The 25,189-nt window shown below is 74.1% G+C and carries 25 protein-coding genes; 23 read left to right on the top strand and 2 right to left on the bottom strand.

The features are described 5' to 3' along the window. Positions 1-2: 2 nt before the first annotated feature. From rplX to K5O09_RS14775, 20 genes are all read left to right on the top strand, one after another. Entirely contained in the window at positions 3-350 is a 348-nt protein-coding gene (gene rplX, locus K5O09_RS14870) for a 50S ribosomal protein L24 (protein ID WP_146838603.1), read from the top strand. Next, the gene (gene rplE / locus K5O09_RS14865) at positions 350-928 is read left to right on the top strand and encodes a 50S ribosomal protein L5 (protein WP_283319490.1); all 579 of its coding nucleotides are present in this window, start codon (positions 350-352) and stop codon (positions 926-928) included. Before rplX ends, rplE begins: the two co-directional genes overlap by 1 nt. Before the next feature lies 1 nt (position 929). Continuing rightward, positions 930-1,115, top strand: a complete 186-nt coding sequence (locus K5O09_RS14860; protein ID WP_122147680.1) for a type Z 30S ribosomal protein S14 — start codon at positions 930-932, stop codon at positions 1,113-1,115. A gap of 79 nt (positions 1,116-1,194) precedes the next feature. Continuing rightward, positions 1,195-1,593, top strand: a complete 399-nt coding sequence (gene rpsH / locus K5O09_RS14855; RefSeq protein ID WP_222170245.1) for a 30S ribosomal protein S8 — start codon at positions 1,195-1,197, stop codon at positions 1,591-1,593. 25 nt (positions 1,594-1,618) lie between these two features. Next, the gene (gene rplF / locus K5O09_RS14850; protein ID WP_222170244.1) at positions 1,619-2,158 is read left to right on the top strand and encodes a 50S ribosomal protein L6; all 540 of its coding nucleotides are present in this window, start codon (positions 1,619-1,621) and stop codon (positions 2,156-2,158) included. A gap of 3 nt (positions 2,159-2,161) precedes the next feature. Continuing rightward, the gene (gene rplR / locus K5O09_RS14845) at positions 2,162-2,533 is read left to right on the top strand and encodes a 50S ribosomal protein L18 (protein WP_222170243.1); all 372 of its coding nucleotides are present in this window, start codon (positions 2,162-2,164) and stop codon (positions 2,531-2,533) included. A gap of 37 nt (positions 2,534-2,570) precedes the next feature. After that, positions 2,571-3,209 (top strand): 30S ribosomal protein S5, encoded by a 639-nt coding sequence (rpsE, locus tag K5O09_RS14840; protein ID WP_222170242.1) that lies wholly within the window; start codon positions 2,571-2,573, stop codon positions 3,207-3,209. Continuing rightward, positions 3,209-3,391, top strand: coding sequence for a 50S ribosomal protein L30 (gene rpmD / locus K5O09_RS14835; protein ID WP_222170241.1), 183 nt, complete (start codon positions 3,209-3,211; stop codon positions 3,389-3,391). The genes rpsE and rpmD overlap by 1 nt, the downstream gene beginning before the upstream one ends. Before the next feature lie 2 nt (positions 3,392-3,393). Next, positions 3,394-4,080, top strand: coding sequence for a 50S ribosomal protein L15 (gene rplO, locus K5O09_RS14830; protein WP_222170240.1), 687 nt, complete (start codon positions 3,394-3,396; stop codon positions 4,078-4,080). A gap of 215 nt (positions 4,081-4,295) precedes the next feature. Further along, entirely contained in the window at positions 4,296-5,594 is a 1,299-nt protein-coding gene (secY, locus tag K5O09_RS14825; RefSeq protein ID WP_222170239.1) for a preprotein translocase subunit SecY, read from the top strand. After that, complete coding sequence (locus K5O09_RS14820; protein WP_222170238.1) at positions 5,591-6,169, top strand: adenylate kinase; 579 nt, start codon at positions 5,591-5,593, stop codon at positions 6,167-6,169. Before secY ends, K5O09_RS14820 begins: the two co-directional genes overlap by 4 nt. Positions 6,170-6,183: 14 nt before the next feature. After that, complete coding sequence (gene map, locus K5O09_RS14815) at positions 6,184-7,017, top strand: type I methionyl aminopeptidase (RefSeq protein ID WP_222170237.1); 834 nt, start codon at positions 6,184-6,186, stop codon at positions 7,015-7,017. 174 nt (positions 7,018-7,191) lie between these two features. After that, on the top strand, positions 7,192-15,543 hold the full coding sequence (locus K5O09_RS14810) for an SdrD B-like domain-containing protein (protein ID WP_222170236.1): 8,352 nt from the start codon (positions 7,192-7,194) through the stop codon (positions 15,541-15,543). A 750-nt stretch (positions 15,544-16,293) separates the two neighbouring features. Continuing rightward, the gene (infA, locus tag K5O09_RS14805; RefSeq protein ID WP_146838576.1) at positions 16,294-16,515 is read left to right on the top strand and encodes a translation initiation factor IF-1; all 222 of its coding nucleotides are present in this window, start codon (positions 16,294-16,296) and stop codon (positions 16,513-16,515) included. Positions 16,516-16,598: 83 nt separating this feature from the next. Then, positions 16,599-16,712: a 50S ribosomal protein L36 gene (gene rpmJ / locus K5O09_RS14800; protein ID WP_013117849.1), complete on the top strand. Its 114-nt coding sequence runs from the start codon at positions 16,599-16,601 to the stop codon at positions 16,710-16,712. 191 nt (positions 16,713-16,903) lie between these two features. Continuing rightward, entirely contained in the window at positions 16,904-17,284 is a 381-nt protein-coding gene (rpsM, locus tag K5O09_RS14795) for a 30S ribosomal protein S13 (protein ID WP_122147671.1), read from the top strand. 93 nt (positions 17,285-17,377) lie between these two features. Next, positions 17,378-17,779, top strand: a complete 402-nt coding sequence (rpsK, locus tag K5O09_RS14790; RefSeq protein ID WP_222170235.1) for a 30S ribosomal protein S11 — start codon at positions 17,378-17,380, stop codon at positions 17,777-17,779. Positions 17,780-17,920: 141 nt separating this feature from the next. After that, positions 17,921-18,931 (top strand): DNA-directed RNA polymerase subunit alpha, encoded by a 1,011-nt coding sequence (locus K5O09_RS14785; RefSeq protein WP_222170234.1) that lies wholly within the window; start codon positions 17,921-17,923, stop codon positions 18,929-18,931. Positions 18,932-18,998: 67 nt separating this feature from the next. Continuing rightward, positions 18,999-19,529: a 50S ribosomal protein L17 gene (gene rplQ, locus K5O09_RS14780; protein WP_222170233.1), complete on the top strand. Its 531-nt coding sequence runs from the start codon at positions 18,999-19,001 to the stop codon at positions 19,527-19,529. 138 nt (positions 19,530-19,667) lie between these two features. Continuing rightward, positions 19,668-20,396, top strand: coding sequence for an alpha/beta fold hydrolase (locus tag K5O09_RS14775; RefSeq protein WP_222170232.1), 729 nt, complete (start codon positions 19,668-19,670; stop codon positions 20,394-20,396). Here the strand turns inward: K5O09_RS14775 and K5O09_RS14770 are convergent. Further along, positions 20,393-21,226, bottom strand: coding sequence for an ROK family protein (locus K5O09_RS14770; RefSeq protein WP_255595684.1), 834 nt, complete (start codon positions 21,224-21,226; stop codon positions 20,393-20,395). The genes K5O09_RS14775 and K5O09_RS14770 overlap by 4 nt on opposite strands. 151 nt (positions 21,227-21,377) lie before the next feature. On the opposite strand from K5O09_RS14770, the gene truA reads away from it, so the two are divergent. Next, on the top strand, positions 21,378-22,253 hold the full coding sequence (gene truA, locus K5O09_RS14765; protein WP_255596385.1) for a tRNA pseudouridine(38-40) synthase TruA: 876 nt from the start codon (positions 21,378-21,380) through the stop codon (positions 22,251-22,253). A gap of 79 nt (positions 22,254-22,332) precedes the next feature. Here the strand turns inward: truA and K5O09_RS14760 are convergent, their stop codons facing one another. After that, a complete protein-coding gene (locus K5O09_RS14760) occupies positions 22,333-22,752 on the bottom strand; it encodes a DUF5709 domain-containing protein (RefSeq protein ID WP_222170230.1) in 420 nt (139 codons plus the stop codon). Between the two features lie 86 nt (positions 22,753-22,838). On the opposite strand from K5O09_RS14760, the gene K5O09_RS14755 reads away from it, so the two are divergent. Beyond that, positions 22,839-24,533, top strand: a complete 1,695-nt coding sequence (locus K5O09_RS14755; RefSeq protein ID WP_222170229.1) for an ABC-F family ATP-binding cassette domain-containing protein — start codon at positions 22,839-22,841, stop codon at positions 24,531-24,533. A 202-nt stretch (positions 24,534-24,735) separates the two neighbouring features. Continuing rightward, positions 24,736-25,182 carry a 50S ribosomal protein L13 gene (gene rplM, locus K5O09_RS14750; RefSeq protein WP_222170228.1) on the top strand — a complete coding sequence of 149 codons (447 nt, stop codon included), beginning with the start codon at positions 24,736-24,738 and terminating at the stop codon, positions 25,180-25,182. Positions 25,183-25,189: the final 7 nt, after the last annotated feature.

Raw genomic sequence — 25,189 nt, 5'->3', positions numbered from 1 at the left:
CCATGGCGAAGATCAAGAAGGGCGACCTGGTGGTCGTCATCTCCGGCTCCCGCAAGGACCGGGGCAAGCAGGGCCGGGTGCTCGAGGTGCTCACCGACCGCGACCGCGTCGTCGTCGAGGGCATCCACCGGGTCACCAAGCACACCAAGGTCGGCCAGAGCCAGCGTGGCTCCCGCACCGGCGGCATCGAGACCGTCGAGGCCCCGATCCACATCAGCAACGTGATGCTGGTGGACCCGGAGACCAAGCGCGGCACCCGGGTCGGCTACCGCACCGAGCAGGTCGAGCGCGACGGCCGCACCCGCACCGTCCGGGTCCGCGTCGCCAAGCGCTCCGGTAAGGACATCTGATGACCGCCATCGACGAGACCACCCGGGCGTACCCGGTGCCGCGCCTGAAGGTGCGGTACAACGAGGCGATCCGTCCCGCGCTCCGCGAGGAGTTCCAGCACGAGAACGTGAACCAGGTCGCGCGCCTGGTGAAGGTCGTCGTGAACATGGGCGTCGGCGACGCGGCGAAGGACTCGAAGCTGATCGAGGGCGCCATCCGCGACCTCCAGCAGATCACGGGTCAGAAGCCGCAGGTCACCAAGGCCCGCAAGTCCATCGCGCAGTTCAAGCTGCGTGAGGGCATGCCGATCGGCGCGCACGTCACGCTGCGCGGCGACCGTGCCTGGGAGTTCCTGGACCGCCTGCTGTCGACCGCGCTGCCGCGCATCCGCGACTTCCGCGGCCTGTCGGCCAAGCAGTTCGACGGCCACGGCAACTACACCTTCGGCCTGACCGAGCAGTCGATGTTCCACGAGATCGACCAGGACAAGATCGACCGGGTCCGCGGCATGGACATCACGGTGGTCACCACCGCCACCACCGACGCGGAGGGCCGGGCGCTCCTGAAGCACCTCGGCTTCCCCTTCAAGGAGGACTGACATGGCGAAGACCGCCCTGATCAACAAGGCCGCGGGCAAGCAGAAGTTCGCCGTGCGCGCCTACACCCGGTGCCAGCGGTGCGGTCGTCCGCACTCGGTGTACCGCAAGTTCGGCCTGTGCCGGATCTGCGTGCGCGAGATGGCCCACGCGGGCCAGCTCCCGGGCGTGACCAAGAGCAGCTGGTAACAACGACGTCGTAGGTCCGCGGCGGCCCGCCCACGGGCGGCCCCGCGGAAACCACGGCGAGGAAGGGCAGAACGCCCCCATGACGATGACCGACCCGATCGCAGACTTCCTGACGCGTCTGCGTAACGCGAACTCGGCTCACCACGACACGGTGAGCATCCCGTACTCGAAGCTGAAGTCGCACATCGCGGAGATCCTTCAGGCCGAGGGCTACATCTCCGGCTGGACCGTCGAGGACGCCCGTGTGGGCAAGAACCTCGTGGTCGAGCTGAAGTACGGCCCGAGCCGCGAGCGTGCGCTCGCCGGCATCAAGCGCGTGTCCAAGCCCGGTCTGCGGGTGTACGCGAAGTCCACCAACCTGCCGAAGGTCCTCGGTGGCCTGGGCGTGGCGATCCTGTCCACGTCCTCCGGTCTCCTGACGGACAAGCAGGCCGCCAAGAAGGGCGTGGGTGGGGAAGTCCTCGCCTACGTCTGGTAAGTCCGAGACGGAAAGGAGCTAGCCAATGTCTCGTATCGGCAGAATCCCCGTCCCGGTCCCGGCCGGCGTGGATGTCGACATCAACGGCGCCGTGGTGACGGTGAAGGGCCCGAAGGGCACCCTCACGCACACCGTGGCGTCCCCCATCGAGGTCGCGCGCGACGACGAGGGGGCCCTCGTGGTCACCCGTCCGAACGACGAGCGCCTCTCGCGGTCGCTGCACGGCCTCACGCGCACCCTCCTGGCGAACCTCGTCACCGGCGTCACCGCCGGCTACGAGAAGAAGCTGGAGATCGTCGGCACCGGTTACCGCGTGACGGCCAAGGGCGACGCGCTCGAGTTCGCGCTCGGCTTCAGCCACCCGGTGTCCGTGACGCCGCCCGCCGGCATCACCTTCGCCGTCGAGTCCCCGACCAAGTTCTCGGTCGCGGGCATCGACAAGCAGCAGGTGGGCGAGGTCGCCGCGAACATCCGCAAGATCCGCAAGCCCGAGCCGTACAAGGGCAAGGGCGTGCGCTACGCGGGCGAGAACGTCCGCCGCAAGGTCGGAAAGGCTGGTAAGTGAGCCATGGCGATCACCATCATCGGTAAGGGCAAGTTCAAGGCCCGTCGGCGCCGCCACCTCCGGCTGCGCAAGAAGGTCGCCGGCACCGCCGCGCGTCCGCGCCTGGTCGTCACCCGGTCGAACCGCAACCTCGTCGCGCAGGTCGTCGACGACGCCGTGGGCCGCACGCTGGTCTCCGCCTCGACGCTCGAGGCGGACCTGCGGGGCGCCGAGGGCGACAAGACGGCCAAGGCCCGCAAGGTCGGCGAGCTGATCGCCGAGCGCGCGAAGGCCGCCGGCATCGACGCGGTGGTCTTCGACCGCGGCGGCAACAAGTACCACGGTCGGGTGGCCGCGGTCGCCGACGCCGCTCGCGAAGGCGGCCTGGCGCTGTGACGACGACCATTCCCGCATCGAAGAAGAGGATCCACTGATGGCTGCTCCTCAGCGCAGCAACACGGGCGCTCCCCAGGGCGGCGGTGACCGCCGCGACGGTGGTCGTCGCGACGGCCGTCGCGGGGACGCCGCCGAGAAGAGCGCGTTCCTCGAGCGCGTCGTGTCCATCAACCGCGTCGCCAAGGTCGTCAAGGGCGGCCGCCGCTTCAGCTTCACGGCCCTCGTGGTCGTGGGTGACGGCGACGGCACGGTCGGCGTCGGCTACGGCAAGGCCAAGGAGGTGCCCGCGGCGATCGCCAAGGGTGTCGAGGAGGCGAAGAAGAACTTCTTCCGCGTCCCCCGCATCCAGGGCACCATCACCCACCCCATCCAGGGTGAGGCCGCCGCCGGTGTCGTCTTCCTGCGCCCCGCGTCGCCGGGTACCGGTGTGATCGCCGGTGGTCCGGTGCGCGCGGTGCTGGAGTGCGCCGGCGTGCACGACATCCTGTCGAAGTCCCTCGGTTCCTCCAACGCCATCAACATCGTGCACGCCACGGTCGCGGCGCTGAAGGGTCTCGAGGAGCCGGCTGCTGTCGCCGCCCGTCGTGGCCTGTCGCTCGAGCACGTCGCCCCGGCGTCGATGCTCAAGGCGCAGGCTGCGGGGCGCGCGGCCAAGACCGAGAAGGTGGGTGCGTGATGGCCCGCCTCAAGGTGACCCAGACCAGGTCCGCCATCGGCGGCAAGCAGAACCAGCGCGACACGCTGCGCACCCTGGGCCTGAAGCGGATCGGCGACGTCGTCGTCAAGGAGGACCGCCCTGAGATCCGCGGCATGGTCCAGACGGTGACGCACCTCGTCGCAGTCGAGGAGGTGGAGTGACGATGGCGGAGAAGGAGACCGAGAAGGTCGAGAAGGACGCTGCCGCGGCTCCCAAGGCCACGCGCGCCAAGAAGGCGACGGCGACCGAGTCGGCTGCCGCCGAGAAGCCGGCCGCCAAGAAGCCCGCCGCCCGCACCACCAAGGCCAAGGCCGAGGCGGCTGCGGCGGAGGAGAAGCCGGCCGCCAAGGCCAAGGCTGCTCCGAAGGCCAAGCCGGCCGAGAAGCCCGCCGAGGAGGTGGGCGCGGGCGGCACCCTCAAGGTGCACCACCTGCGTCCGGCTCCGGGCGCCAAGACCGCCAAGACCCGCGTGGGTCGTGGTGAGGCGTCCAAGGGCAAGACCGCCGGTCGCGGTACCAAGGGCACCAAGGCCCGGTACCAGGTGCCGGACCGCTTCGAGGGTGGGCAGATGCCGCTGCACATGCGGCTGCCCAAGCTCCGCGGCTTCAAGAACCCGTTCCGGGTCGAGTACCAGGTCGTGAACCTGGACAAGCTGTCGGCGCTGTACCCGCAGGGCGGCGACGTCACCGTCGCCGACCTGGTCGCGAAGGGTGCCGTCCGCAAGGGCGCCCCGGTCAAGGTGCTCGGCACCGGCGAGCTCACGGTCAAGCTGTCCGTGGCCGTCGACGCCTACTCCGGCTCGGCCAAGGAGAAGATCCTGGCCGCCGGCGGCAGCGTCGCGCAGGACTGATCCCCAGCGAACGGGGTCGGCGGAGGCACCATGCCCCTGCCGGCCCCGTTCCGCTTCCCGCCCCGGCCGTGGTGACGTCCGGGCATGCCGGATCCCCGACGGAAGTCCGTTAGGGTGCGGCAGGGCGGCGAGCGGCGACGCTCGCCCGACGTGGTCGCCTCACCCGCAGGCCGGCCGGTTCCACGACATCCCGCTTCGGCGGAGCAGGAGGACACGTGCTCAGCGCATTCGTGCGGGCGTTCAGGACACCTGACCTGCGGCGCAAGCTGCTGTTCACGATCGGGATCATGGTCGTATTCCGGATCGGATCGTTCCTGCCGACGCCGGGCGTGTCCTACCCGAACGTGCAGGTCTGCATCGCCGACGTCGGCGAGGACAACACGCTGCTCGGCCTGGTGAACCTGTTCAGCGGCGGTGCGCTGCTGCAGCTGTCGGTGTTCGCGCTGGGGATCATGCCGTACATCACGGCGAGCATCATCATCCAGCTGCTGCGCGTGGTCATCCCGCACTTCGAGGCCCTGCACAAGGAGGGCCAGTCGGGCACCGCGAAGCTCACGCAGTACACGCGCTACCTGACGATCGGCCTGGCGGTCCTGCAGTCGACGACCGTCATCATCACGGCTCGCAACGGGCAGCTCTTCCCGGGCTGCTCCGTGGACGTGATCCCGGACGGCGGCATCGTCACGACGCTCATCATGATCCTCACGATGACCGCGGGTACCGGCCTCATCATGTGGCTCGGCGAGCTCATCACCGAGCGCGGCGTCGGCAACGGCATGTCCCTGCTGATCTTCACCTCGATCGCCGCGTCGTTCCCGGGCGCCATGTGGTCGATCGCGGGCGGCTCCGGCGGCATCGGTGCGTTCCTCGTCGTGATGGCGATCATCGTGCTGGTCATCGCGCTGGTGGTCTTCGTCGAGCAGTCGCAGCGCCGGGTGCCGGTGCAGTACGCGAAGCGCATGGTCGGCCGCCGCATGTACGGCGGGTCCTCCACGTACATCCCGATCAAGATCAACATGGCCGGCGTCATCCCGGTGATCTTCGCGTCCTCGCTGCTGCAGGTGCCGGCGCTGCTGGCCGGCTTCGGGGACCAGACCGCGGGCTGGAAGCAGTGGGTGGCGAACAACCTCGCGGCCACGGACGCCCCGCTGCACATCGCGCTGTACGTGCTGCTGATCATCTTCTTCTGCTACTTCTACACGGCGATCACGTTCAACCCGGACGAGGTCGCGGACAACATGAAGCGGTACGGCGGGTTCATCCCCGGCATCCGCGCCGGCCGCCCCACGGCCGAGTACCTGGACTACGTCATCACCCGCATCACGGCGCCCGGGTCGATCTACCTCGCGCTGGTCGCGCTCATCCCCACGATCGCGTTCATCGTGCTCGGCGTCGGGACGAACATCCCGTTCGGCGGCTCGTCGATCCTCATCGTGGTGGGCGTCGGCCTCGAGACCGTGAAGCAGATCGAGTCGCAGCTCCAGCAGCGGCACTACGAAGGGTTCCTCCGATGAGCGCTCGCCTCGTCCTCCTGGGTCCGCCCGGGGCCGGCAAGGGCACGCAGGCCGTCCGTCTCGCCGAGCGGCTGGGTGTCCCGGCCATCTCGACCGGCGACATCTTCCGCGCGAACATCAAGGGCGGCACCGAGCTGGGCCGCACCGCGCAGGAGTACACCGCGCGCGGCGCCCTGGTGCCGGACTCGGTGACGAACGCGATGGTGCGGGACCGGCTCGCACAGCCGGACGCCGCGCAGGGCTTCCTGCTCGACGGCTACCCGCGCAACGTGGCGCAGGTCGCGGAGCTCGACGCCGTGCTGGCGGACCAGGGCCTGACGCTGGACGCCGCGCTGGAGATCACCGCGGACGCCGACGTCGTGGTGGAGCGCCTGCTGAAGCGCGCGGAGATCGAGGGCCGCGCGGACGACACGGAGCCGGTCATCCGGCACCGGCTGGACGTGTACGCCGAGCAGACCGCGCCGATCTCGGGCGTGTACGCCGAGCGCGGCCTGCTGCTGCAGGTCGACGGCATCGGCGAGGTCGACGAGGTCACCGGGCGCCTGGTCGAGGCCCTGGCGACCCGCGTCGGCTGACGGCGGGGTTCCTCGTGTTCGGACGTGAGCGGATCGAGCTGAAGACGCCGGAGCAGGTGCTGCTCATGCGGCGCGCGGGCCTGGTGGTGGCGGACGCCCTGGCGGCGGCGCGCGCCGCGGCCCGCCCTGGCGTGACGACCGCCGACCTGGACGCCGCGGCGGCCGCGGTGATCGCGGACGCAGGCGCCGAGCCGTCGTTCCTCGGCTACTACGACTACCCGGCGACCATCTGCGTCTCGGTGAACGACGAGGTCGTGCACGGCATCCCGTCGGGCCGCGTGCTGGAGCCCGGCGACGTGGTGTCCATCGACTGCGGCGCGATCGTCGAGGGCTGGCACGGCGACTCGGCGCTGACGCTCGTGCTCCCCGAGGCCGACCCGGCCGACGTCGAGCTCGCGGCCGTGACCGAGCGCGCCATGTGGGACGGCATCGCCGCGCTCGCGTCGGGTGACCCCGTCGCCGAGCGGCTGGGAGTCGTGGGCGACGCCGTGGAGCGGAGCGTCGAGGCCGCGGGCGGGACGTTCGGGATCGTGCAGGACTACGTCGGGCACGGGATCGGGTCGGCGATGCACCAGCCGCCGGACGTGCCGAACTACCGCACGCGGGACCGCGGGCCGCGGCTGCGCCCGGGGATGTGCCTGGCGATCGAGCCGATGGTCACGCGCGGCGGGTCGGGCACCGAGGTGCTCGAGGACGACTGGACCGTGGTGACGGTCGACGGGTCGCGGGCCGCGCACTGGGAGCACACCGTCGCGCTGCTCGACGGCGGGATCTGGGTGCTGACGGCGGTGGACGGCGGGGCGGCTGAGCTCGCCGCCCGCGGGGTCACGGTCGCGCCGCTGGCCTGACCCCCCAGGGGTCGACCGGGGCCCGCCACCCCCTCGGGTGACGCGAATCACCCGGGTGATAGCACCCAAGCCCGGTCAAAGTCGGCTCAACCGGACACGGTTGCCTGCCGAATCAGGGACGTCAGCGCGTTCCGGTCCCCCGGTCGGACGCGCCCCTGCGTCCCTCGGATGGTCATGGCCCAGCAGCCGCTCCCTGCCCCCCGTCCCGGCTCCGTCGCGCCCGCGTCGCCCCGCGCACGACGGTCGGCGCGCGCCCGTCACCGCGCCGCCGGACCCGCCACGCGCCTGGTGCGCTCGGCCGTCGGCCGCGCCCTGGCCGCGACGCTCGTCGTGGTGCTCTCGGGCCTCGCCGTGGGTGCGGCCGGGAGCGCCGCCCTCGCCGCCGGGGACGACGCGTTCACGCTGACGCTCGCGGACGGCAGCCCGGCGGTCGTTGCCGGCACGGGGACGACGCCGCTGGAGCCGGCGGGGGAGCGGTACACGCTGCCCGCCGCGCAGGCCGGCGACGCGGTGCGGTTCTCGTTCGTGGCGAACTGCGTGCTCGAGGACGAGGCGTGCCAGGACGCGACGGCGACGCTCGAGCTCGACCGGCTGCGGCTCGCCGCCCCGCTCGCCCCGTCGGCCCCGGTCGCGAACAGCGTCGGCTACGCGGTGACCTACCTCGACGGGTCCGGGGCGGACCTCGGGGACCCGTCGGCGTCGCTCGACGCCGTGCGGGCGGTGCGGCTGTCGTTCGTGTCCTACGGCCCCGACAGCGCCCCGCTGCCGCTGGCGGGCGGCAGCATCCTGGAGGTCGCGCTCGACGCGACGCTCGTGCCCCCGACCGGCGGAGGGGAGCAGGTCGGGACGATGACGGTGCGGCCGTCGGTCGGCGGCGTCGAGCAGAGCACGTCGTCGGTGGCGGTGGTCACGACCGTGGTGCCCGTGCTGGCCACCACGACGACGAAGACGTGGGCACCCGAGGACCCGTACCTGTCCGGTGCGGCCGACACCGCGCGGACCGCCACGGTGACGTTCACGAGCACCGGTGACACCGCGACCTCCCTGGTCGTCGACGAGCCCGCCGACCCGACGGCGGTGCCGCAGGGCGCCGACGCGTTCAACCTGCTGCGCGCGACCGGCCTGTCGCTCACGGCCTGGCCGGCGGGTGCGACCCAGGTCGCGATCAGCACGTGGCACGACGGCGTGGCCGGCCCCTCGACCACCGCCGCCGACCTGACGGCCGCGCAGGCGTGGCTCGCGGCGCTGCCCGGTGCCGAGCTCGACCGGCTGACCGGCGTGCGTCTCGCGTTCACGGGCACGTTCGCCGCCGGCGCCTCCGGCACGCTCGAGGTCGCAACGGCGCAGCTGGCCGGCGGTGCCGCCACCCCCGGGGCCGTCACCGGGCGGCACGGCTCCGTGGCGTACGAGGACGCGGGCGCCGTGCCCAGCGCGTCCGCGTCGTCGGACTTCCACACCGTGCGCGTCACGAACACGGCCGACACCACGGCGGCGTCCACCGTGCCCGGTGCCGCCCCCGCGACGTCGACCGGCTCGGCGGACTTCCGGATCTGGGACCCGGACCCGTACGCCGGCACGACCAAGCGCTTCGTGCGCCCCGGCACCACCACGGACGTGACGCAGGTCTACCCCGGCGCCTTCGCGGTCGTGCAGCTCACCGGGACGAGCTGGACCCGCCGCGCGGTCGACGCCCTCGTGCTCGCCGACCAGCCGGGCACCGGGGACGCCGCGGTCGACGCCGCGGTGCAGGGCGTGCGCGCCGGTGGGCTCGACGCCGACATGTTCGCCGCCTCCGGCATGGTGATGGCCGGCTTCGGGTCGGACGTCGTGGCCGGCACCGGGAACGGCCAGGGGCTGGTGTGGCCCGAGGGCGCCACCGGCCTGGACCTCGTCCTGCGCGCCGACGGCGAGACCGGTACCTGGCACGGGGACGTCGGCAGCGCCCTGCCGACGTCGACCGGCGAGTTCACGGGCTTCACCGCCGCACCGGCCTGGTCGGCGGTCACCGGCTTCGAGGCCCGGTTCGCCGGCGCGGTCGCGATGGGAGCGTCCGCCACCGTGCCGTACGTCGTCACCACCGGTGGGAGCTCGACCCCCGGCACCGTCGTGGACAACCTCGCGCTGACGCAGGCGACCGTCGGCGGGCTGACGTCCGCGCCGACGCCACGCACCCCGGGCAGCGGCAACAAGCCGGTCGCGGCCGACTCGGTGACGATCGCCGAGCCGTACGGCGCCGCGACGATCACCAAGACGATCCCCGAGCCGTTCGTCGACGTGCGGGGCGGCGACGTCACGGCCGTGCTGCGGGCCGCCGCGGCGCAGGGCACCGACCTGCCGACGACGCTCGTCATCGACGACACCCGCGTCACCGGGTCGGGCTCGGCGTGGTGGGCCCGGTTCGCGCCCACCGACATCGACGTGACCGCCGAGGGCGACGTGGACGCCGTCGTGCAGTACGCGACCGACTCGGGTGCGACGAACTGGTCGGCCGCACCGGCCGCGCCGTGGTCGGCGGAGACCACGAAGGCCTGGACCGGCGTGCGCGTCGTCGCCGCCAAGCCCGTGCCGTACGACGCCGGCGAGGTCGTGCAGGCGGTGGTCCGGTTCGCGGTCGCCGTCGACGCCGGCACCACGTTCACCGACAACCAGTCGGTCTCGAACTGCGCCGTGGCCCGGGCCGTGCTCGACTACGGCGGCCCGCGGACGTCCGAGCGGGTCACCGCGGCGTCCTGCGACGCGGTCCGCGGCTACGACCTCGGCGGTGACGGCTCCGGCCCTGCCGCGCTGGTCAAGGAGCTGCGCACCTCCGTCGTGGAGGGTGCGACCGGCTCCGGCGCGACCCGCGAGGCGACGCTGACGTGGGGCACGGCCGGCCGGGACGACCTCACGGGCGTGACCGTCGCGGACGCGAGCACCACGTCCGGCGGGACCGTGCTCGAGGGCCGCCGCGACAGCTTCTGGGACACGTTCGACCTCGTCGGCCTGCCGGCGATCACGTCGGGCGCGACGCGGTCCGGCTCCGACGCCTACGACCCGTCGCTGCTGTTCGACCAGGTGTCGGACGTCGAGGTCTACGACGTCGAGGACGACGCCTGGGTGTCGCTCGCCGGGAGCCAGTGGGACGACGCCACGGACGCGTGGGTGCCCGTGGGGCCGTCCCGCGCCGACGTCACCTTCGGCGGGGCGACCGTCGCGGCGTTCCCGTACCGCGGCACTGTCGCGCAGCCGCGGGTGTTCCCGGGCATGACCGTCGTGAGCGACGAGCTGCGGGAGCGCATCGGCGGCGTGCGGGTGGTCGTCACCCCGCTGCCCGCCGGGGTGCGCGACGGCGTCGTCGCGGCGCTCACCGACTGGCGGGTCCCGACGCTGACCGCCGGCCTGGTCCCGGACGCGGTCGCCGGCACGGACGGCCCGACGCGCGAGGTGAAGGTGTCGGTGCGGCTGCGCACCACGTCCCGTGCGGACCACCACCTCGTCGTCAACGACGCCGCGCTCTACAACCACCCCGACGTCGACGGCTCCCCGGTGCCACGCCTCGTGGTGGACGACGGCCGCGTCGACGGCCTCGGAGGGGGCTCGCCGTTCAGCCTGACGGCGGCGGACCGGATCGAGCACCGCACCGTCACGCTCACGCCCACCACGGTGACCGCCTCGGCGACGAAGCGGTGGACCCGGTCGTCGGACAACCCGCAGGACATCACGTCCGACGCGGAGCACGTGCACGTGGTGCCGCTGCCCGTTCTGGGCGGCGACGACGCGGTCGCCGCGCTGCGCGTCACCGGTGGCAACGCTTCGGGCGTGCCCGTCGACTCGCTGACGATCACGGAGCCGGCGGGGGTGGAGGCCCTCGAGGGCACGACCGCCGGCGACGCCGGGGGCCTGCCCGCGGACGCGCCGTTCGCGTGGTTCGCGCTCGACGCGGTCACGGAGCTCACCGCCCCGGCCCAGCTGCCCGGGGCGACCTCGCTCGGCCTGACCGCGTACGTCCTGGGGTCCGACGACGTCGTGGACGCGGTGGACGTCCCCGTCACGGACGCGGGCGCCGCGGGCCTCGCGGACGACCTGCCCGCGGCCCTCGCCGCGGCGGGCGTCGACGCCGACGCGGTTGTCGGCCTGCGCCTGGCGTACACCGGCCGGATCGCACCCGGAGCGGTCGCCGCCCTGGCGGCGCGCACCACCCTGCGCGCCGCGAACCTCGTGGACGGCACGACACCGCAGGACGCGGTCGACGAGGCCGACTCGCTGCGGGTCGACAACACCGTGCGCGTCACGGTCGCCGACCAGCTCGTGTGCTCCGGCTCGCCCGAGACCTACCCGGACGCGGGGGACTGCACGACCGCGCCGAGCAGCACCACGCGCACGGACCACGTGAGCGTGCAGGCGCCGGACGTGCTGGCGTTCGCGAGCAAGCGGTTCACGTCGCCCTCGACCGTCACCCGTGACGCGGGCACCACCATCACCGCGGTCCTCGACGTGCAGAGCTTCGGCAACTCCGAGCCCGACTCCCTCACGCTGACCGACGCGGACCCGACGTTCTTCGACGCCGTCGGCCTCACCGGCGTGCGGCTGACGGCCCTGCCGACCGGCGCGGCCTCAGCGCGGCTCGACGTCCTGCTGCGCGGGGGCGTCGACGTCGGGGCGGACGGCGCCTACACCGCGCCGGTCACCGACGCGGCGTGGACGACCGTCGGCACCCGCACGTCGGCCGGCGCCTGGTCGGCGCCCGCCGCGGGCTGGGGCCAGGTCGTCGGGGTGCGCGTCGTGTTCGCGGCGCCCGAGGGCAGCCGGCTGCCCACGCCCGGCTCGCAGGTCGGCACCGTGACGGTGACCGGCGTCCTGCGCGACCAGCTCCTGTCCGGCGGGCTGCCCGCGGCCACAGGCGCCGACCCGGCGTGGGGCGAGCCCGCCCGCAACCCGGGGGAGTCCGCCGACGCCACCGTCGCCAACACGGTCGCCGCCGTCGCGACCCGCGGCGACGCGTCCTCGGCGCCGAAGACGGCCACCGCGTCGTTCCGGGTCGCGGCCGGCACGCAGCGGGTCACGGTCACGAAGTCCTCGGCGGCCGCGCCGTCGGGCGGCTGGTCGCCGGGCGCCACCGTGCCCTACACGATCACGGTCGCGAACAGCGGCACGGCCGACGTGGTCGGTCTGGTGGTCACCGACCGGTTGCCCGCCGACGAGACGCTGGGCTGGGGAGGGGATCCGGTCATCGCCTCGACCGACCCGGCGCTCGGCGCGCCCGCGAGCGTGGTCCACGACGCGGAGGCCGGCACGATCACCGCGACCTGGCCGGCGACGGCACGGCTCGCCCCGGGCGCCACCGTCACGGTGCAGCTCCCGCTCACCATCGCCACCGCGCCGTCGACCCTGACGATCGTCAACGCCGTCGCCGTCTCCGCGACGGGCCGCCCGGTCGTGCAGCTGCCCGCCGGCAACGGCACCTCGGCCGCCTGCGTCACCGGCACGTTCCAGGCGCTGGACGGGCGCGAGGGCGCGTGCGTGGTCACGGCCGGCGCGCTGTCCATGAACGCCTCGACGGTCTTCGTGTCGGAGAAGTGGGTGAGCACGGGCACCAGCACCGCGACGTCCACGACGAGCGCCACCACCTGCACCCCGCGCGGCTCCGGAGCGGACGGGACCTGGTTCCGCTACCCGTGCGTGGTCGACGCGCAGCCGGGCGGGAAGATCGACTGGCAGGTGCAGGTCCGCAGCATGGCCGACGCGCCGTCGCCGACCGTGACCGTGGTCGACATGCTGCCCCGGCCGGACGACTACCAGGCCATGAAGACGACCGGCCGCGGCAGCCAGTGGCAGCCGGTCTGGGACGGCACCCTGCCCGTCGTGCGTCCCGTGACCGGGGTGCCCGGGGCGGTGTCCCGCACGGACGGCGTCGCCCGGTACTTCGTGACGACGGCCGACTACACCACGTCCACCGCGGCCGCCTCGACGTCCTACGACCCGCTGCCGGCGGACGCGTGGACGGAGGTCACCGGCGCGCTGACGGCCGCCGAGGCCGCCCGCGTCACCGGCCTCAAGGTGGTGCTCGACTACTCGGGTGTCGGCGGGTTCACCAAGAACAGCGCGGTCCGGCTGCAGTGGAGCCAGCGCGCGCCGCTCACCGCCTCGGACGGCGCCGTCGCGTGGGGCTCCTTCGCGTTCCAGGTCGAGCCCGAGAGCCGGGCGGCCCTCGCGTCCGTGCCGCTGAAGGCCGGAGTGCGGTACGCCGTGCCGAGCACGCTGTTCGCCGTCGGCGACCGCGTCTGGCACGACACGGTGGCCGACGGCCAGCAGGGCGCCGGCGAGCCGGGCGTGCCCGGGGTGACCGTGTCCCTGCTCGACACGGACGGCACCGTGCTCGGCACCACCGAGACCGACGAGGACGGGCGGTACCTGTTCGACGGCCTGCCCGCCGGGACGTACGCGCTCGGCTTCGCCCTCACCGGCGACGAGGCGGCGCGCTACCGGTGGACGACCCCGCTCGCCGGGGACACCGCCTCCGACTCGGACGCCGCCCCGGCGGACGGGTCGCGGGTCGTGGCCCGCACCGCGTCGTTCACGCTCGACGAGGGCGAGCCGGGACTCACCGCGGTCACCGACGGCTCGCTGGCGGCCGCGTTCGTCGACCGCACGCGTGACGGCGGGCTCGTGGACGCCCCGCTCGCCCTGGGCGACCGGGTGTGGCTCGACTCCGACCACGACGGCGTCCAGGGCCCGGCGGAACCCGGGATCGCGGGCGTCGCCGTGCGGGTGCTCGCGGCCTCCGACGACCGGCTCGTGCGGTCGACCACGACGGACGGCGACGGCTGGTACGCCGTGGGCGACCTGCCCGAGGGCGACTACGTCGTGGAGTTCGGGCTGCCCTCCGGCTACCGGTTCTCGCGTCCGCTGCAGGGCGGCGACGCCGCGGCGGACTCGGACGCCGCGCGGGCCACCGGGCGGACCGGCGTCGTCCACCTGGCGTTCGACACCGACCGGGTGCGTGCCACCACGGACGCCGAACGCGCGCGGCTCGGCACGGCCGACGCGGGCGTGATCGACCCGACGGTGGACGCGGGCGTGTTCGCGCTCGCGGTCGCCGGGCCGGTCACGGACGTCACGGTCCGCAAGGACGTGGACACCCCCGGCCCGGTGCAGGGCGGTGACGTGCTGACGTACACGCTCACCGCGTCGACGACGGGTGGCGTGGCCGCCGAGGACGTCGAGCTCACCGACGTGGTGCCCGCCGAGCTGGCCGTCACGGGCGTGGCCCCGGCGGACGGCGACCCGGCGTGGACCTGCGACCTCACCGGCCAGGACGCCCGCGGCTACGGCGGCACCGTGCACTGCACCCTGGGAGACGACCTGCTGCCCGGGACGTCGGCCCCGGCCGTCGTCGTCACGGCCACCGTCGACCCGCTGGTCGCGGTGGACGCCGTGGTCAACTCGGTCACCGTCGGAGCCTCCAACGAGGACCCGGGCCTCACCGGCGACGACACCGCGTCCGCCACGACGCCGGTGAGGTGGATCGCCGTGACCGCGACCCCGCGCTGCGAGCTCGACGCGCCGTGGCTGGACTACACGGTCGAGGCGCACCAGGTGGACGCCGCGGCCCTGCCGATCACGCTGACCTGGTACGCGGACCTCGACCGCGACGGTGTCGCCGACGGTCCCGCGGTCGCCACGCGCACGCTGCCCGCCGGCTCCGACCTGACCGGGTCGGTGCTGTGGCCAGGCGCCGCGGTGGACGCCGACGGGCGCGGGACGCAGTGGCCCGGCTGGCGCGAGGTCCGCGCCGGCGAGACCCCGGAGTGGGAGAACCGGGTGCTCGACCCGAGCCTGCCGGAGTACGCGCTGCGCGGCGGCTCGCTGGTGCAGGTCACCATCAACCCGGAGCGGACCGTCACGGTCGCCTACCCGGCGAGCACGGACGGCTGCGAGGTCGGCGGCGCGCCCGAGCTGGTGCTGAGCAAGACGGCCGACCACGACGAGGTGCAGCCCGGCGACGCCGTGGACTACACGCTCGCCGTGCGCGCCACGGGTCCGGGTGCCACGGACGACGCCGTGCTGACGGACGTCGTGCCGCCCGAGCTCAAGGTGGTCGCGGTGAGCGTGCTGCCGCGCACGACGGCGGACGAGCCCACGTGGACGGACTGCCGGGTCACCGGCCGGGACGCCCGCGGCTACGGCGGCACCGTCACCTGCACCCTCGACGGCTGGGTCGGCCAGGGGCAGGAGCTGCCGCCGGTGGTCATCGAGACCCGGGTGTCCCCGGACGCGGAGGGCGTGACCCGCAACGTCGCGCACGTGGCCTGGGGCGACCCGGACACGGGCGAGGAGCACACCGGGGAGTCCGCGTCGGGCGCCGACGTCGACGTGCAGTCCGAGGTGCTCGCGGCGGGCGGCGGGTCGCCGGCCGCCGGGGTCGGCGGGCTGCTCGCCCGGACCGGCGTCTCCGTCGGCGGCCTGGCCGGCGTGGCCGTGCTGCTGGTCCTGGCCGGGGCGGCGGCGTCGGCCGTGCGGCTGCGGCGCCGGGACGCGGGCGCCTGACGGACGGCGCGCCGGGGCTCGTGCGGCCCCGGCGCGCCGTACCCCGTGACCGCCCCCCCGCGCGCCCGCCCCGCCCCATCCGGCCCGCACGCTCGCCCACCGCACCCCGCGCGCCCGCCCCATCCGGCCCGCGCGCCCGCCCACCGCACCCCGCGCTCGCCCTTCTGCGGTGAGAGTCCAGGACACGCCGGCCGCGTGCCGTGATCCCGGGCGTGTCCTGGACTCTGGGCGCGGTCGGCGCGCGGGTGGCGCGTGGCCGGTGGGCCGGACAGCGCGCGCCCGCCCACCGCACCCGCGGCCGCTCTCCTGCGGCGAGAGTCCAGGACACGCCGGCCGCGTGCCGTGATCCCGGGCGTGTCCTGGACTCTCGGCGCGGGCGGGGTGCGGGTGGGGTGCGGGCTGCGCGCGGGTTGGGCGCGGGGTCGCGCGCGGGCGGAGGGGCGGACCGGGCGCGCGCCCGGCGTGTCGGGCCGGCGCGTCGTCGCGGAGTGGTCGGGGCGGCGTGGTGGTATCGTCCCCCGTTTCGCCGACGAGGACCGATGGCGTATGATCGTCCGTTGGGTGTGCGCCCAGGCGTTGCCGCACGTCCCGCCCGAGCCCGACCGTCCCTCCCCGCGAGGGGTTCGCGGTCGCGCACGCGCGGGGAGTCGGCGGCCGACGGGCACCAGGCACGTCCGGCCACGTCACCGCCCGGTCGCCACCGGTGCGAGAGCGTGGAACGGCAGTTCAGGACAAGAGTTAGCGGAGGACATGGCGAAGAAGGACGGTGTCATCGAGATCGAGGGCAGCGTGATCGAGGCTCTGCCGAACGCGATGTTCCGCGTGGAGCTGACCAACGGTCACAAGGTGCTCGCCCACATCTCGGGCAAGATGCGCCAGCACTACATCCGGATCCTCCCGGAGGACCGGGTGGTGGTCGAGCTGAGCCCGTACGACCTGTCCCGCGGGCGCATCGTCTACCGCTACAAGTAACCGACCGAACGAGCATCGCCGTCGGCCGTGCCCGCCACGCACCCGCGTGGGGGACCGGCGCACCGGCGGCGGAGGAACAGGCCATGAAGGTCAAGCCCAGCGTCAAGAAGATCTGCGACAAGTGCAAGGTGATCCGCCGGCACGGTCGCGTCCAGGTGATCTGCGAGAACCTGCGCCACAAGCAGCGCCAGGGCTGATGCCCTGACGCCCGGCGCACGCCGAGCAGCACCACCCGCCGGACCCGTCCGGCACCAGCGCACCGCCGCACCGCCCGCAGCCCCGCGAGGGGAACCGGGCGGTGAACCCCTGGCTCGGAGGCCGGGGCCCGCAGCCACGCGGGAGGACGGTGCGGCAGACCTCCGAGTGAAGTACAGGAGCCGGAAGGCACATGGCACGTCTTGTCGGCGTCGACCTCCCCCGCGAGAAGCGGCTCGAGATCGCGCTCACCTACATCTACGGGGTCGGCCGGACCCGCGCGCAGCAGACGCTGGCGGCGACCGGTATCAGCCCTGACGTCCGCGTCAAGGACCTCGACGACGCCCAGCTCGTCACCCTCCGCGACTACCTCGAGGGCAACTTCAAGCTCGAGGGTGACCTGCGCCGCGAGGTCGCCGCGGACATCCGCCGCAAGGTCGAGATCGGCAGCTACGAGGGTCTGCGTCACCGCCGCGGGCTCCCGGTGCGTGGTCAGCGCACCAAGACCAACGCGCGTACCCGCAAGGGCCCGAAGCGCACCGTCGCCGGCAAGAAGAAGGCCGGCCGGAAGTAACGCCCGCGCGGCCCGCCGGGCCTGTCGCACGACAGCAGCCCGCGCCGCGTCGGAGCACCGACTCACCGACCCGCAGCGAGAGAGAACGAGCGAATGCCTCCCAAGACCCGCAGTGCCGTGCGCAAGCCGCGCCGCAAGGAGAAGAAGAACGTCTCCCACGGCCAGGCGCACATCAAGAGCACCTTCAACAACACCATCGTCTCCATCACCGACCCGTCCGGCGCGGTGATCTCCTGGGCCTCCGGCGGCGACGTCGGCTTCAAGGGCTCGCGCAAGTCGACGCCGTACGCCGCGGGCATGGCCGCCGAGGCCGCCGCGCGCAAGGCGCAGGAGCACGGCATGAAGAAGGTCGACGTCTTCGTCAAGGGCCCCGGCTCGGGCCGCGAGACCGCGATCCGGTCCCTGCAGTCCGCCGGCCTCGAGGTCGGCTCGATCCAGGACGTGACGCCGCAGGCGCACAACGGCTGCCGCCCGCCGAAGCGCCGCCGCGTCTGATCCGTCGCCGGTCCGCCGCGGGCGGGGTGCAGACCCCGCCCGCGGCGGCGCCGGCCGGTCGCGCGGGTGGACCGAGACCCCCGCGGCCCTGCGTACCTGCGGTGCGTCATATGGCGGACGCACGCTGAGAGGAACCCAGAAGTGCTCATCGCACAGCGCCCCACCCTGACCGAAGAGGTCATCTCGGAGTACCGCTCGCGGTTCTCCATCGAGCCGCTCGAGCCGGGCTTCGGCTACACGCTCGGCAACTCCCTGCGCCGCACGCTGCTGTCGTCCATCCCGGGCGCGGCGGTGACGAGCATCCGGATCGACGGCGTGCTGCACGAGTTCAGCACCGTCCCGGGCGTCAAGGAGGATGTCACCGAGATCATCCTCAACATCAAGAACCTCGTCGTGTCCTCCGAGAACGACGAGCCGGTCGTGATGTACCTGCGCAAGCAGGGTGCCGGTGAGGTCACCGCGGCGGACATCGTCCCGCCGGCGGGCGTCGAGGTGCACAACCCCGACCTGCACCTGGCCACGCTGAACGAGAAGGGCAAGCTCGAGATCGAGCTGACCGTCGAGCGCGGTCGCGGCTACGTCTCGGCGAACCAGAACAAGTCGTACGAGGCGGAGATCGGCCGGATCCCGGTCGACTCGATCTACTCGCCGGTCCTCAAGGTGACCTACAAGGTCGAGGCCACGCGTGTCGAGCAGCGCACCGACTTCGACAAGCTCGTCGTGGACGTCGAGACCAAGCCGGCGATCTCGCCGCGGGACGCGCTGGCCTCGGCCGGCAAGACCCTGGTCGAGCTGTTCGGGCTCGCCCGCGAGCTCAACGTCGAGGCCGAGGGCATCGAGATCGGCCCGTCGCCGACGGACGCGGCGCTGGCCGCGGACCTGGCGCTGCCGATCGAGGACCTGCAGCTGACCATCCGGTCGTACAACTGCCTCAAGCGCGAGGGCATCCACACGGTGGGCGAGCTCGTGGCGCGGTCGGAGGCCGACCTGCTCGACATCCGCAACTTCGGTGCGAAGTCGATCACCGAGGTCAAGGAGAAGCTGGCCGAGCTGAACCTGTCCCTCAAGGACAGCCCGCTCGACTTCGACCCGAGCGCCGCCGCGTACTACGACGGCGACGAGGGCGACTTCACCGAGGACGAGCAGTACTGACGCCGGGGAGGCGGCGTCCCGCTGACGGGCGCCGCCGGCCCATCACCAGAACCAAGGAGTAAAGACCATGCCCACGCCCACCAAGGGTCCCCGGCTCGGTGGCGGCCCGGCGCACGAGCGGCTGATCCTGGCCAACCTGGCCACGTCGCTGTTCGAGCACAAGCGCATCACGACCACCGAGGCCAAGGCCAAGCGCCTGCGCCCGCTGGCCGAGCGCCTCGTCACCTTCGCGAAGCGCGGCGACCTGCACGCCCGCCGGCGCGTCCTGACCGTCGTCAAGGACAAGTCGGTCGTGCACGAGCTGTTCGTGGAGATCGCCCCGCAGATGGCCGAGCGCCAGGGCGGCTACACGCGCATCACGAAGATCGGCCCCCGCAAGGGCGACAACGCCCCCATGGCCGTGATCGAGCTCGTGCTGGAGCCCGTCTCGCCGAAGCAGGCCGTCGTCCGCGAGGCCACCAAGGCCGCCGCGAAGGCCGCGCCGAAGGCGGAGGAGCCGAAGGCCGAGGAGACCGTCGAGGACACCACCGAGGCTCCGGCCGAGGAGGTCACCGAGGCTCCCGCCGAGGAGACGACGGACGAGGCCGACAAGGCCTGACCGTCCGGTCCGCGGACAGGGCCCGGGCCCGCGAGCACACCGCTCGCGGCCCGGGCCCTGTCGCGTGCGCGGGCGTGACCGTCCGGATGCCGTGCCCCTGCGCGGCGGCGGGCAGGGGCGCCGGTACCGTCGGGTGCCATGACGGTCCCCGTGGTGCTGGTGCACGGTCTGCGCACGTCGCGCACCATGTGGCGGGTGCAGGTCGAGGCGCTGCAGGCGTACGGCTGCCCGGTGGTCGCGGTGGACCTGCCGGGGCACGGGACGCGCCGGGGCGAGGCGTTCACGCTCGACGGTGCGGTGCAGACCGTCGCGGACGCGGTGGACGGGCTGGGTGGGCGCGCGCTGGTGGTGGGGCTGTCGCTCGGCGGCTACACGGCGATCGCGCACGCGGCGCGGCACCCCGGCCAGGTGGCCGGCCTCGTCGCGGCGGCGTGCTCGACCCGGCCGCTGGTCGCGCTGGTCGGAGCGTGGACGCTGCTCGCCCGGGGTATCGCCCGGCTGCCGGACGCGGGGGAGGGCCTGAACCAGGGCCTCGTCAGCCGGGTGCTGCCGGTCGAGGCCGCGCGGGACGCCGCCGCGGGCGGGTTCGCGCTCGAGGTCATGGACGACGTGCTGCGGGAGATGCGCGCGGCGACCCCGGTGGCGGACCTGGGGCGCGTCGAGGCGCCCGTGTGGCTCGTGAACGGGCGGTTCGACCACTTCCGCGGCGAGGAGCGGGGGTTCCTGCGGGCGTGCCGCGACGGGCGGCTGGTCGTGGTCCCGGGCGCGACGCACCTGGTGTCGCTGACGGCGCCGGTGGCGTTCACGCGCGCGGTGCTGGACGCGGTCGACGTGGTGGGGGAGCGGGAGACGGGGACCCTGATCTAGACCCCGAGCTGCCAGGCGCGCACTCCGCCGACGATGCCCGCCTGGTTCGGGACGACGACCACGTCGTCCCCGAGCCGGGCGAGCACCTGGGGGGTGATGCGCCGCGAGTTGCCCCCGCCGAGGTACAGCCGGTCCCACAGGACCACGGGGCGCAGTCCCTCGACGACCTGCCGCACCCGCCGCGACCACAGCGCGTCGCCGAGCCGGGCGCGCTGGATCTGCCCGATGTACTCGTCGTACGTGGTCAGGCGGCGGACCGGGGCGTGCGACCACTCCAGGTGCGGGGCGAGCCGGCCGCCGTCGAACAGCGCGGACCCCAGCCCGGTGCCGAGCGTCAGCACCAGCTCGACGCCCGTGCCCGACACGACGCCGGCGCCGTGCACCTCCGCGTCGTTCAGCACGAGCGACGGCACACCGAGCCGTGCCTCGAGGGCCGCGCGGATGTCGCAGCCGGCCCAGGCGGCGACCAGCTCCGGGTCGACCCGGGTGTGCGGCCCCGAGCGCGTCACGTAGTGCGGGGTCGCCACGACCACGCCGTGGCGGATCATGCCCGGCATGCCGATCGTGGCGCGGTCGGCCGCCGGCAGCCGACCCGCGATCTCCGCGATCGTGGCGACCAGCCGCTCGGGCGGCAGCGGGTAGGGGGTCGGCACCCGCACCGCCGGGGCGTGCAGCGTCCCCGACGCGTCGAGGACGGATGCCTTGATGCCGCCACCCCCGCAGTCGACGGCGAGCGTGTACGGCGTGGCCGGCGCGGGCGCCGCGCCGGGGGAGCGCGCCGGGCGCGGGGACGCCGGGAGCGCGGGCGAGGACTCCGGGGGCACGGCCACCGGACCACCGTAGGGCAGGGACGGCGACCCGTACGCTCGGGGCGTGCCCGACGAGCCCCACCAGCACGACCAGCGCCGCACGCCCGACCAGCCCGACGCGTCCCCGCAGCCGGCCCCGTGCGACGCAGCCGCTGCTCCCGTCCGCGTCCGGATCGACCTCGCGTACGACGGCACCGACTTCGCCGGCTGGGCGCGGCAGCCCGGGCTGCGCACGGTGCAGGGCGTGGTCGAGGACGGCCTGGCGCTGGTGCTGCGCGCGGAGCACCGGGGGGACCCGCCGCCGCGCGTGACCGTCGCGGGGCGCACCGACGCCGGGGTGCACGCGCGGGGCCAGGTGCTGCACGTGGACGTCCCCGCGGGCGCGTGGGCGGCGGTCCCGGGCCGCTCGGACCGCACGCCGGCGCAGTCGCTGCTGACGCGGCTCGGCGGTGTGCTGCCGGACGACGTCGTCGCGACCGCCGTGCGCGAGGCCCCCGGCGGGTTCGACGCCCGGTTCTCCGCCGTCGCGCGTCGCTACGCCTACCGCGTCTGCGACGACCCGGCTCTGCGCGACCCGCTGCGCCGGCACCACGTGCTGTGGACGCGCCGGCCGCTCGACGTCGACGCGATGCACGCCGCTGCGCAGCAGGTGCTCGGGCGGCACGACTTCGCGGCGTACTGCAAGCCGCGCCCGGGGGCCACGACCATCCGCACGCTCGACGAGCTGACGTGGGAGCGCCCGTCCTCGGGCCCGGACGCGGGCCTGGTCGTCGCGACCGTCCGCGCGGACGCGTTCTGCCACTCGATGGTGCGGGCGCTGGTCGGCGCGAGCCTGGCCGTCGGGGAGGGGCGGCGCCCGGTCGGCTGGCCGGCGGAGCTGCTCGTCGGCGGCCGCCGGGACCCGGGCGGGGCCGTCGTCGCCGCGCGAGGGCTCACCCTGGAGGAGGTCGTCTACCCGCCGGACGACGAGCTCGCCGCCCGGCAGCTCCGGACGCGCGCGCCGCGCTCGGCGGACGACGTCGACCGGCACCCGCTGCGGGGGGCCTGACACCGCCGGGGGACCCGGTGCGGCCGCCGGGGCGCCGCCACGCGCCGCCGGTCGCGCGACCGGCTGGGCGGTGCGGAGGTCAGTCTTCCTCGTCGACGACGTGGACCGCGGCCTCCTCGGCGCTCGCGGCGCCGCCGTCCACGCCCGCGTCGATCGCGAACTGGTCGTTGCCGCCGGACTCCACGGCGTCGTCGTCCTCGAGCAGGCGGCCGGCGCGGCCGGGCTCGCGCGAGGGGTCCGGCGCCCGGTCCGGGTCGTCCCACACGTCCGGCTCCTCCTGGGCGACGCGCTGGTCGAGCGTCTCGCCGCGGGACTCCTCCCAGGGCGTCTCGCCCCAGTGCGCGGACGCCGGCCGGGGCCGCTCCGGCGGGGAGTAGCCCTCGTCCAGCAGGTCGTCGACGCCGCGGTCGAGCAGCGTGTCCTCCTCGGGCAGCTGGTCGGCGTCGCCCTCGGCCCCGGTGGCGGCGTCGGTGCTCGTGGCAGGGGTGTTCTCGGTCATGGAACGAGCGTGGCACCGCCGCCCGCCCGCTGCCACCGCACGGAATCGGCTTGGGGTGGGCCCCTGCACCTGGGACGATCGGCCCCATGGGTCATCTCGAGGTGCACGACGTGCGCTACGTGCTCCCGGACGGGCGGCCGCTGCTGGGCGGCGTGGACCTGCGGGTCGGCGAGGGGCAGCGCACGGCGCTGGTCGGGCCGAACGGCGCCGGCAAGTCGACGCTGCTGCGCATCGTGGCGGGCGACGAGCAGCCGCACGACGGCGCGGTGGTGCGCACCGGCGGGCTGGGCGTGATGCGGCAGGACGTGGGCCGCATCGCCGACGACCGCTCGGTGCGGGACCTGCTCGCGTCGCTGGCCACCGGCGCGGTCGGGGCCGCGGCGGCGGAGCTGACGGCCGCCGAGCTGCTCATGATGGAGGTCGACGACGAGCCCGCGCAGATGCGGTACGCGCAGGCGCTCGCGGACTGGGCGGACGTCGGCGGCTACGAGGTCGAGGCGGACTGGGACCGCGTGACGGACGCCGTCCTGTCGATCCCGTTCGACCGGGCGCAGCACCGCAGCGTGCGGACCCTGTCCGGCGGGGAGCAGAAGCGGCTGGTGCTGGAGGCGCTGCTGCGCGGCCCGCAGGAGGTGCTGCTGCTCGACGAGCCGGACAACGCGCTGGACGTGCCGACCAAGCGCTGGCTGGAGCAGCGGCTGCTGGAGAGCCCGAAGACGGTGCTGCTCGTCAGCCACGACCGGGAGCTGCTCTCCCGGGTCCCCACGCACGTCGCCACGCTGGAGCCCGCGCGCACCGGGGCGACCGTGTGGGTGCACGGCGGCACGTTCACCACGTACACCGAGGCCCGCGAGGCCCGGCGCGAGCGGCTGGCCGAGCTGGCCCGCCGCTGGGACGAGGAGCACGCCAAGCTCATCACGCTGGTGAACACCCTCAAGACGAAGGCCGCGTTCAACGACGGCCTGGCGTCGCGCTACTCGGCCGCCCAGACGCGGCTGCGCAAGTTCGAGGAGGCCGGCCCGCCGGAGGTGGTGGCGCACGACCAGCACGTCCGGGTGCGTCTGAGGGGCGGGCGGACGGCCAAGCGCGCGGTCGTCGCGGAGCAGCTCGAGCTCACGGGGCTGATGCGACCGTTCGACCTCGAGGTGTGGTTCGGCGAGCGCGTCGCCGTGCTCGGGTCGAACGGGTCGGGCAAGTCGCACTTCCTGCGGCTGCTCGCGGCCGGCGGGACCGACCCGCAGCCCGAGCAGGCGCCGTCCGAGGGTGAGCCCCCGGTCGACCCCGTCACGCACACCGGCGTCGCCCGGCTCGGCTCGCGGGTCGTCCCCGGGTTCTTCGCGCAGAACCGGCAGCACGCGCAGGACGCGGCGTTCGCCGGCCGCACCCTGCTGGAGATCCTGCACCGCGGCGAGGGCCGGCGGCCGGGCATGGGCCGGGAGCCCGCGAGCAAGGCGCTCGACCGGTACGAGCTGGTGGCCTCGGCCGAGCAGCGGTACGAGACGCTGTCCGGCGGCCAGCAGGCCCGGTTCCACATCCTCCTGCTCGAGCTGGGCGGCGCGACCCTGCTGCTGCTCGACGAGCCGACCGACAACCTCGACCTGCACTCCGCGGAGGCGCTCGAGGCCGGGCTGGCGGCGTTCGAGGGCACCGTGCTCGCCGTGACGCACGACCGCTGGTTCGCCCGCGGGTTCGACCGGTTCCTCGTGTTCGGCGAGGACGGCGCGGTGGTCGAGACGCCGGAGCCCGTGTGGGACGCGGGCCGCGTGGCCCGGGCGCGCTGAGCCGCCGTCGGGTGACCCAGGCCGCTTTGACCGGCCCGGCGGCGGCGGCTACCCTGGTGAGTCGTTGTGCGTTCGTCTGCGTCGACCTGGTGCGTTCCCACTCACCGGTCCGCGGAGGGCGCACGGACGGTACTCATCGGCTGACCCCGGCTTCTACGGGATTGCCGTGGACACAGTCAGAGACATAGAGAAGGCAACGACCGTGCGCACGTACACCCCGAAGCCCGGCGACGTCCAGCGGAACTGGTACGTCATCGACGCGACCGACGTCGTCCTGGGTCGCCTGGCCACCCACGTCGCCACGCTGCTGCGTGGCAAGCACAAGGCGACCTTCGCCCCCCACGTGGACGGCGGCGACTTCGTCATCGTCATCAACGCGGACAAGGTCGCGCTGACCGGCAACAAGCGCGAGGCCAAGCTCGCGTACCGCCACTCCGGCTACCCGGGCGGTCTGCGGGCCGTCGCGTACTCCGACCTGCTCGCCAAGCACCCCGAGCGTGCGGTCGAGAAGGCCGTGCGCGGCATGCTCCCGAAGACCTCGCTGGCCCGCCAGCAGCTCTCCAAGCTGAAGGTCTACGCGGGTGCCGAGCACCCGCACGCCGCCCAGCAGCCGAAGCCCTTCGAGATCACCCAGGTCGCGCAGGGCTGACGCCCGC

The sequence above is a fragment of the Cellulomonas sp. C5510 genome, assembly GCF_019797765.1.
Lineage (GTDB): Bacteria > Actinomycetota > Actinomycetes > Actinomycetales > Cellulomonadaceae > Cellulomonas.
Note: the sequence above shows the minus strand (reverse complement) of the source record. Positions and strands in the feature narration are given on the sequence as shown.

What these genes read in the sequence shown, in the direction of transcription:
- rplQ (WP_222170233.1), top strand. Translation starts at nt 18,999, where the DNA reads ATGCCCACGCCCACCAAGGGTCCCCGGCTCGGTGGCGGCCCGGCGCAC.
- K5O09_RS14755 (WP_222170229.1), top strand. Translation starts at nt 22,839, where the DNA reads ATGGGTCATCTCGAGGTGCACGACGTGCGCTACGTGCTCCCGGACGGG.
- rpsH (WP_222170245.1), top strand. Translation starts at nt 1,195, where the DNA reads ATGACGATGACCGACCCGATCGCAGACTTCCTGACGCGTCTGCGTAAC.
- K5O09_RS14760 (WP_222170230.1), bottom strand. Translation starts at nt 22,752, where the DNA reads ATGACCGAGAACACCCCTGCCACGAGCACCGACGCCGCCACCGGGGCC.
- rpmJ (WP_013117849.1), top strand. Translation starts at nt 16,599, where the DNA reads ATGAAGGTCAAGCCCAGCGTCAAGAAGATCTGCGACAAGTGCAAGGTG.
- K5O09_RS14820 (WP_222170238.1), top strand. Translation starts at nt 5,591, where the DNA reads ATGAGCGCTCGCCTCGTCCTCCTGGGTCCGCCCGGGGCCGGCAAGGGC.
- rplX (WP_146838603.1), top strand. Translation starts at nt 3, where the DNA reads ATGGCGAAGATCAAGAAGGGCGACCTGGTGGTCGTCATCTCCGGCTCC.
- K5O09_RS14775 (WP_222170232.1), top strand. Translation starts at nt 19,668, where the DNA reads ATGACGGTCCCCGTGGTGCTGGTGCACGGTCTGCGCACGTCGCGCACC.
- rpsK (WP_222170235.1), top strand. Translation starts at nt 17,378, where the DNA reads ATGCCTCCCAAGACCCGCAGTGCCGTGCGCAAGCCGCGCCGCAAGGAG.
- rplF (WP_222170244.1), top strand. Translation starts at nt 1,619, where the DNA reads ATGTCTCGTATCGGCAGAATCCCCGTCCCGGTCCCGGCCGGCGTGGAT.
- K5O09_RS14810 (WP_222170236.1), top strand. Translation starts at nt 7,192, where the DNA reads ATGGCCCAGCAGCCGCTCCCTGCCCCCCGTCCCGGCTCCGTCGCGCCC.
- rplE (WP_283319490.1), top strand. Translation starts at nt 350, where the DNA reads ATGACCGCCATCGACGAGACCACCCGGGCGTACCCGGTGCCGCGCCTG.
- K5O09_RS14860 (WP_122147680.1), top strand. Translation starts at nt 930, where the DNA reads ATGGCGAAGACCGCCCTGATCAACAAGGCCGCGGGCAAGCAGAAGTTC.
- rpmD (WP_222170241.1), top strand. Translation starts at nt 3,209, where the DNA reads ATGGCCCGCCTCAAGGTGACCCAGACCAGGTCCGCCATCGGCGGCAAG.
- rpsE (WP_222170242.1), top strand. Translation starts at nt 2,571, where the DNA reads ATGGCTGCTCCTCAGCGCAGCAACACGGGCGCTCCCCAGGGCGGCGGT.
- infA (WP_146838576.1), top strand. Translation starts at nt 16,294, where the DNA reads ATGGCGAAGAAGGACGGTGTCATCGAGATCGAGGGCAGCGTGATCGAG.
- rplR (WP_222170243.1), top strand. Translation starts at nt 2,162, where the DNA reads ATGGCGATCACCATCATCGGTAAGGGCAAGTTCAAGGCCCGTCGGCGC.
- rpsM (WP_122147671.1), top strand. Translation starts at nt 16,904, where the DNA reads ATGGCACGTCTTGTCGGCGTCGACCTCCCCCGCGAGAAGCGGCTCGAG.
- rplO (WP_222170240.1), top strand. Translation starts at nt 3,394, where the DNA reads ATGGCGGAGAAGGAGACCGAGAAGGTCGAGAAGGACGCTGCCGCGGCT.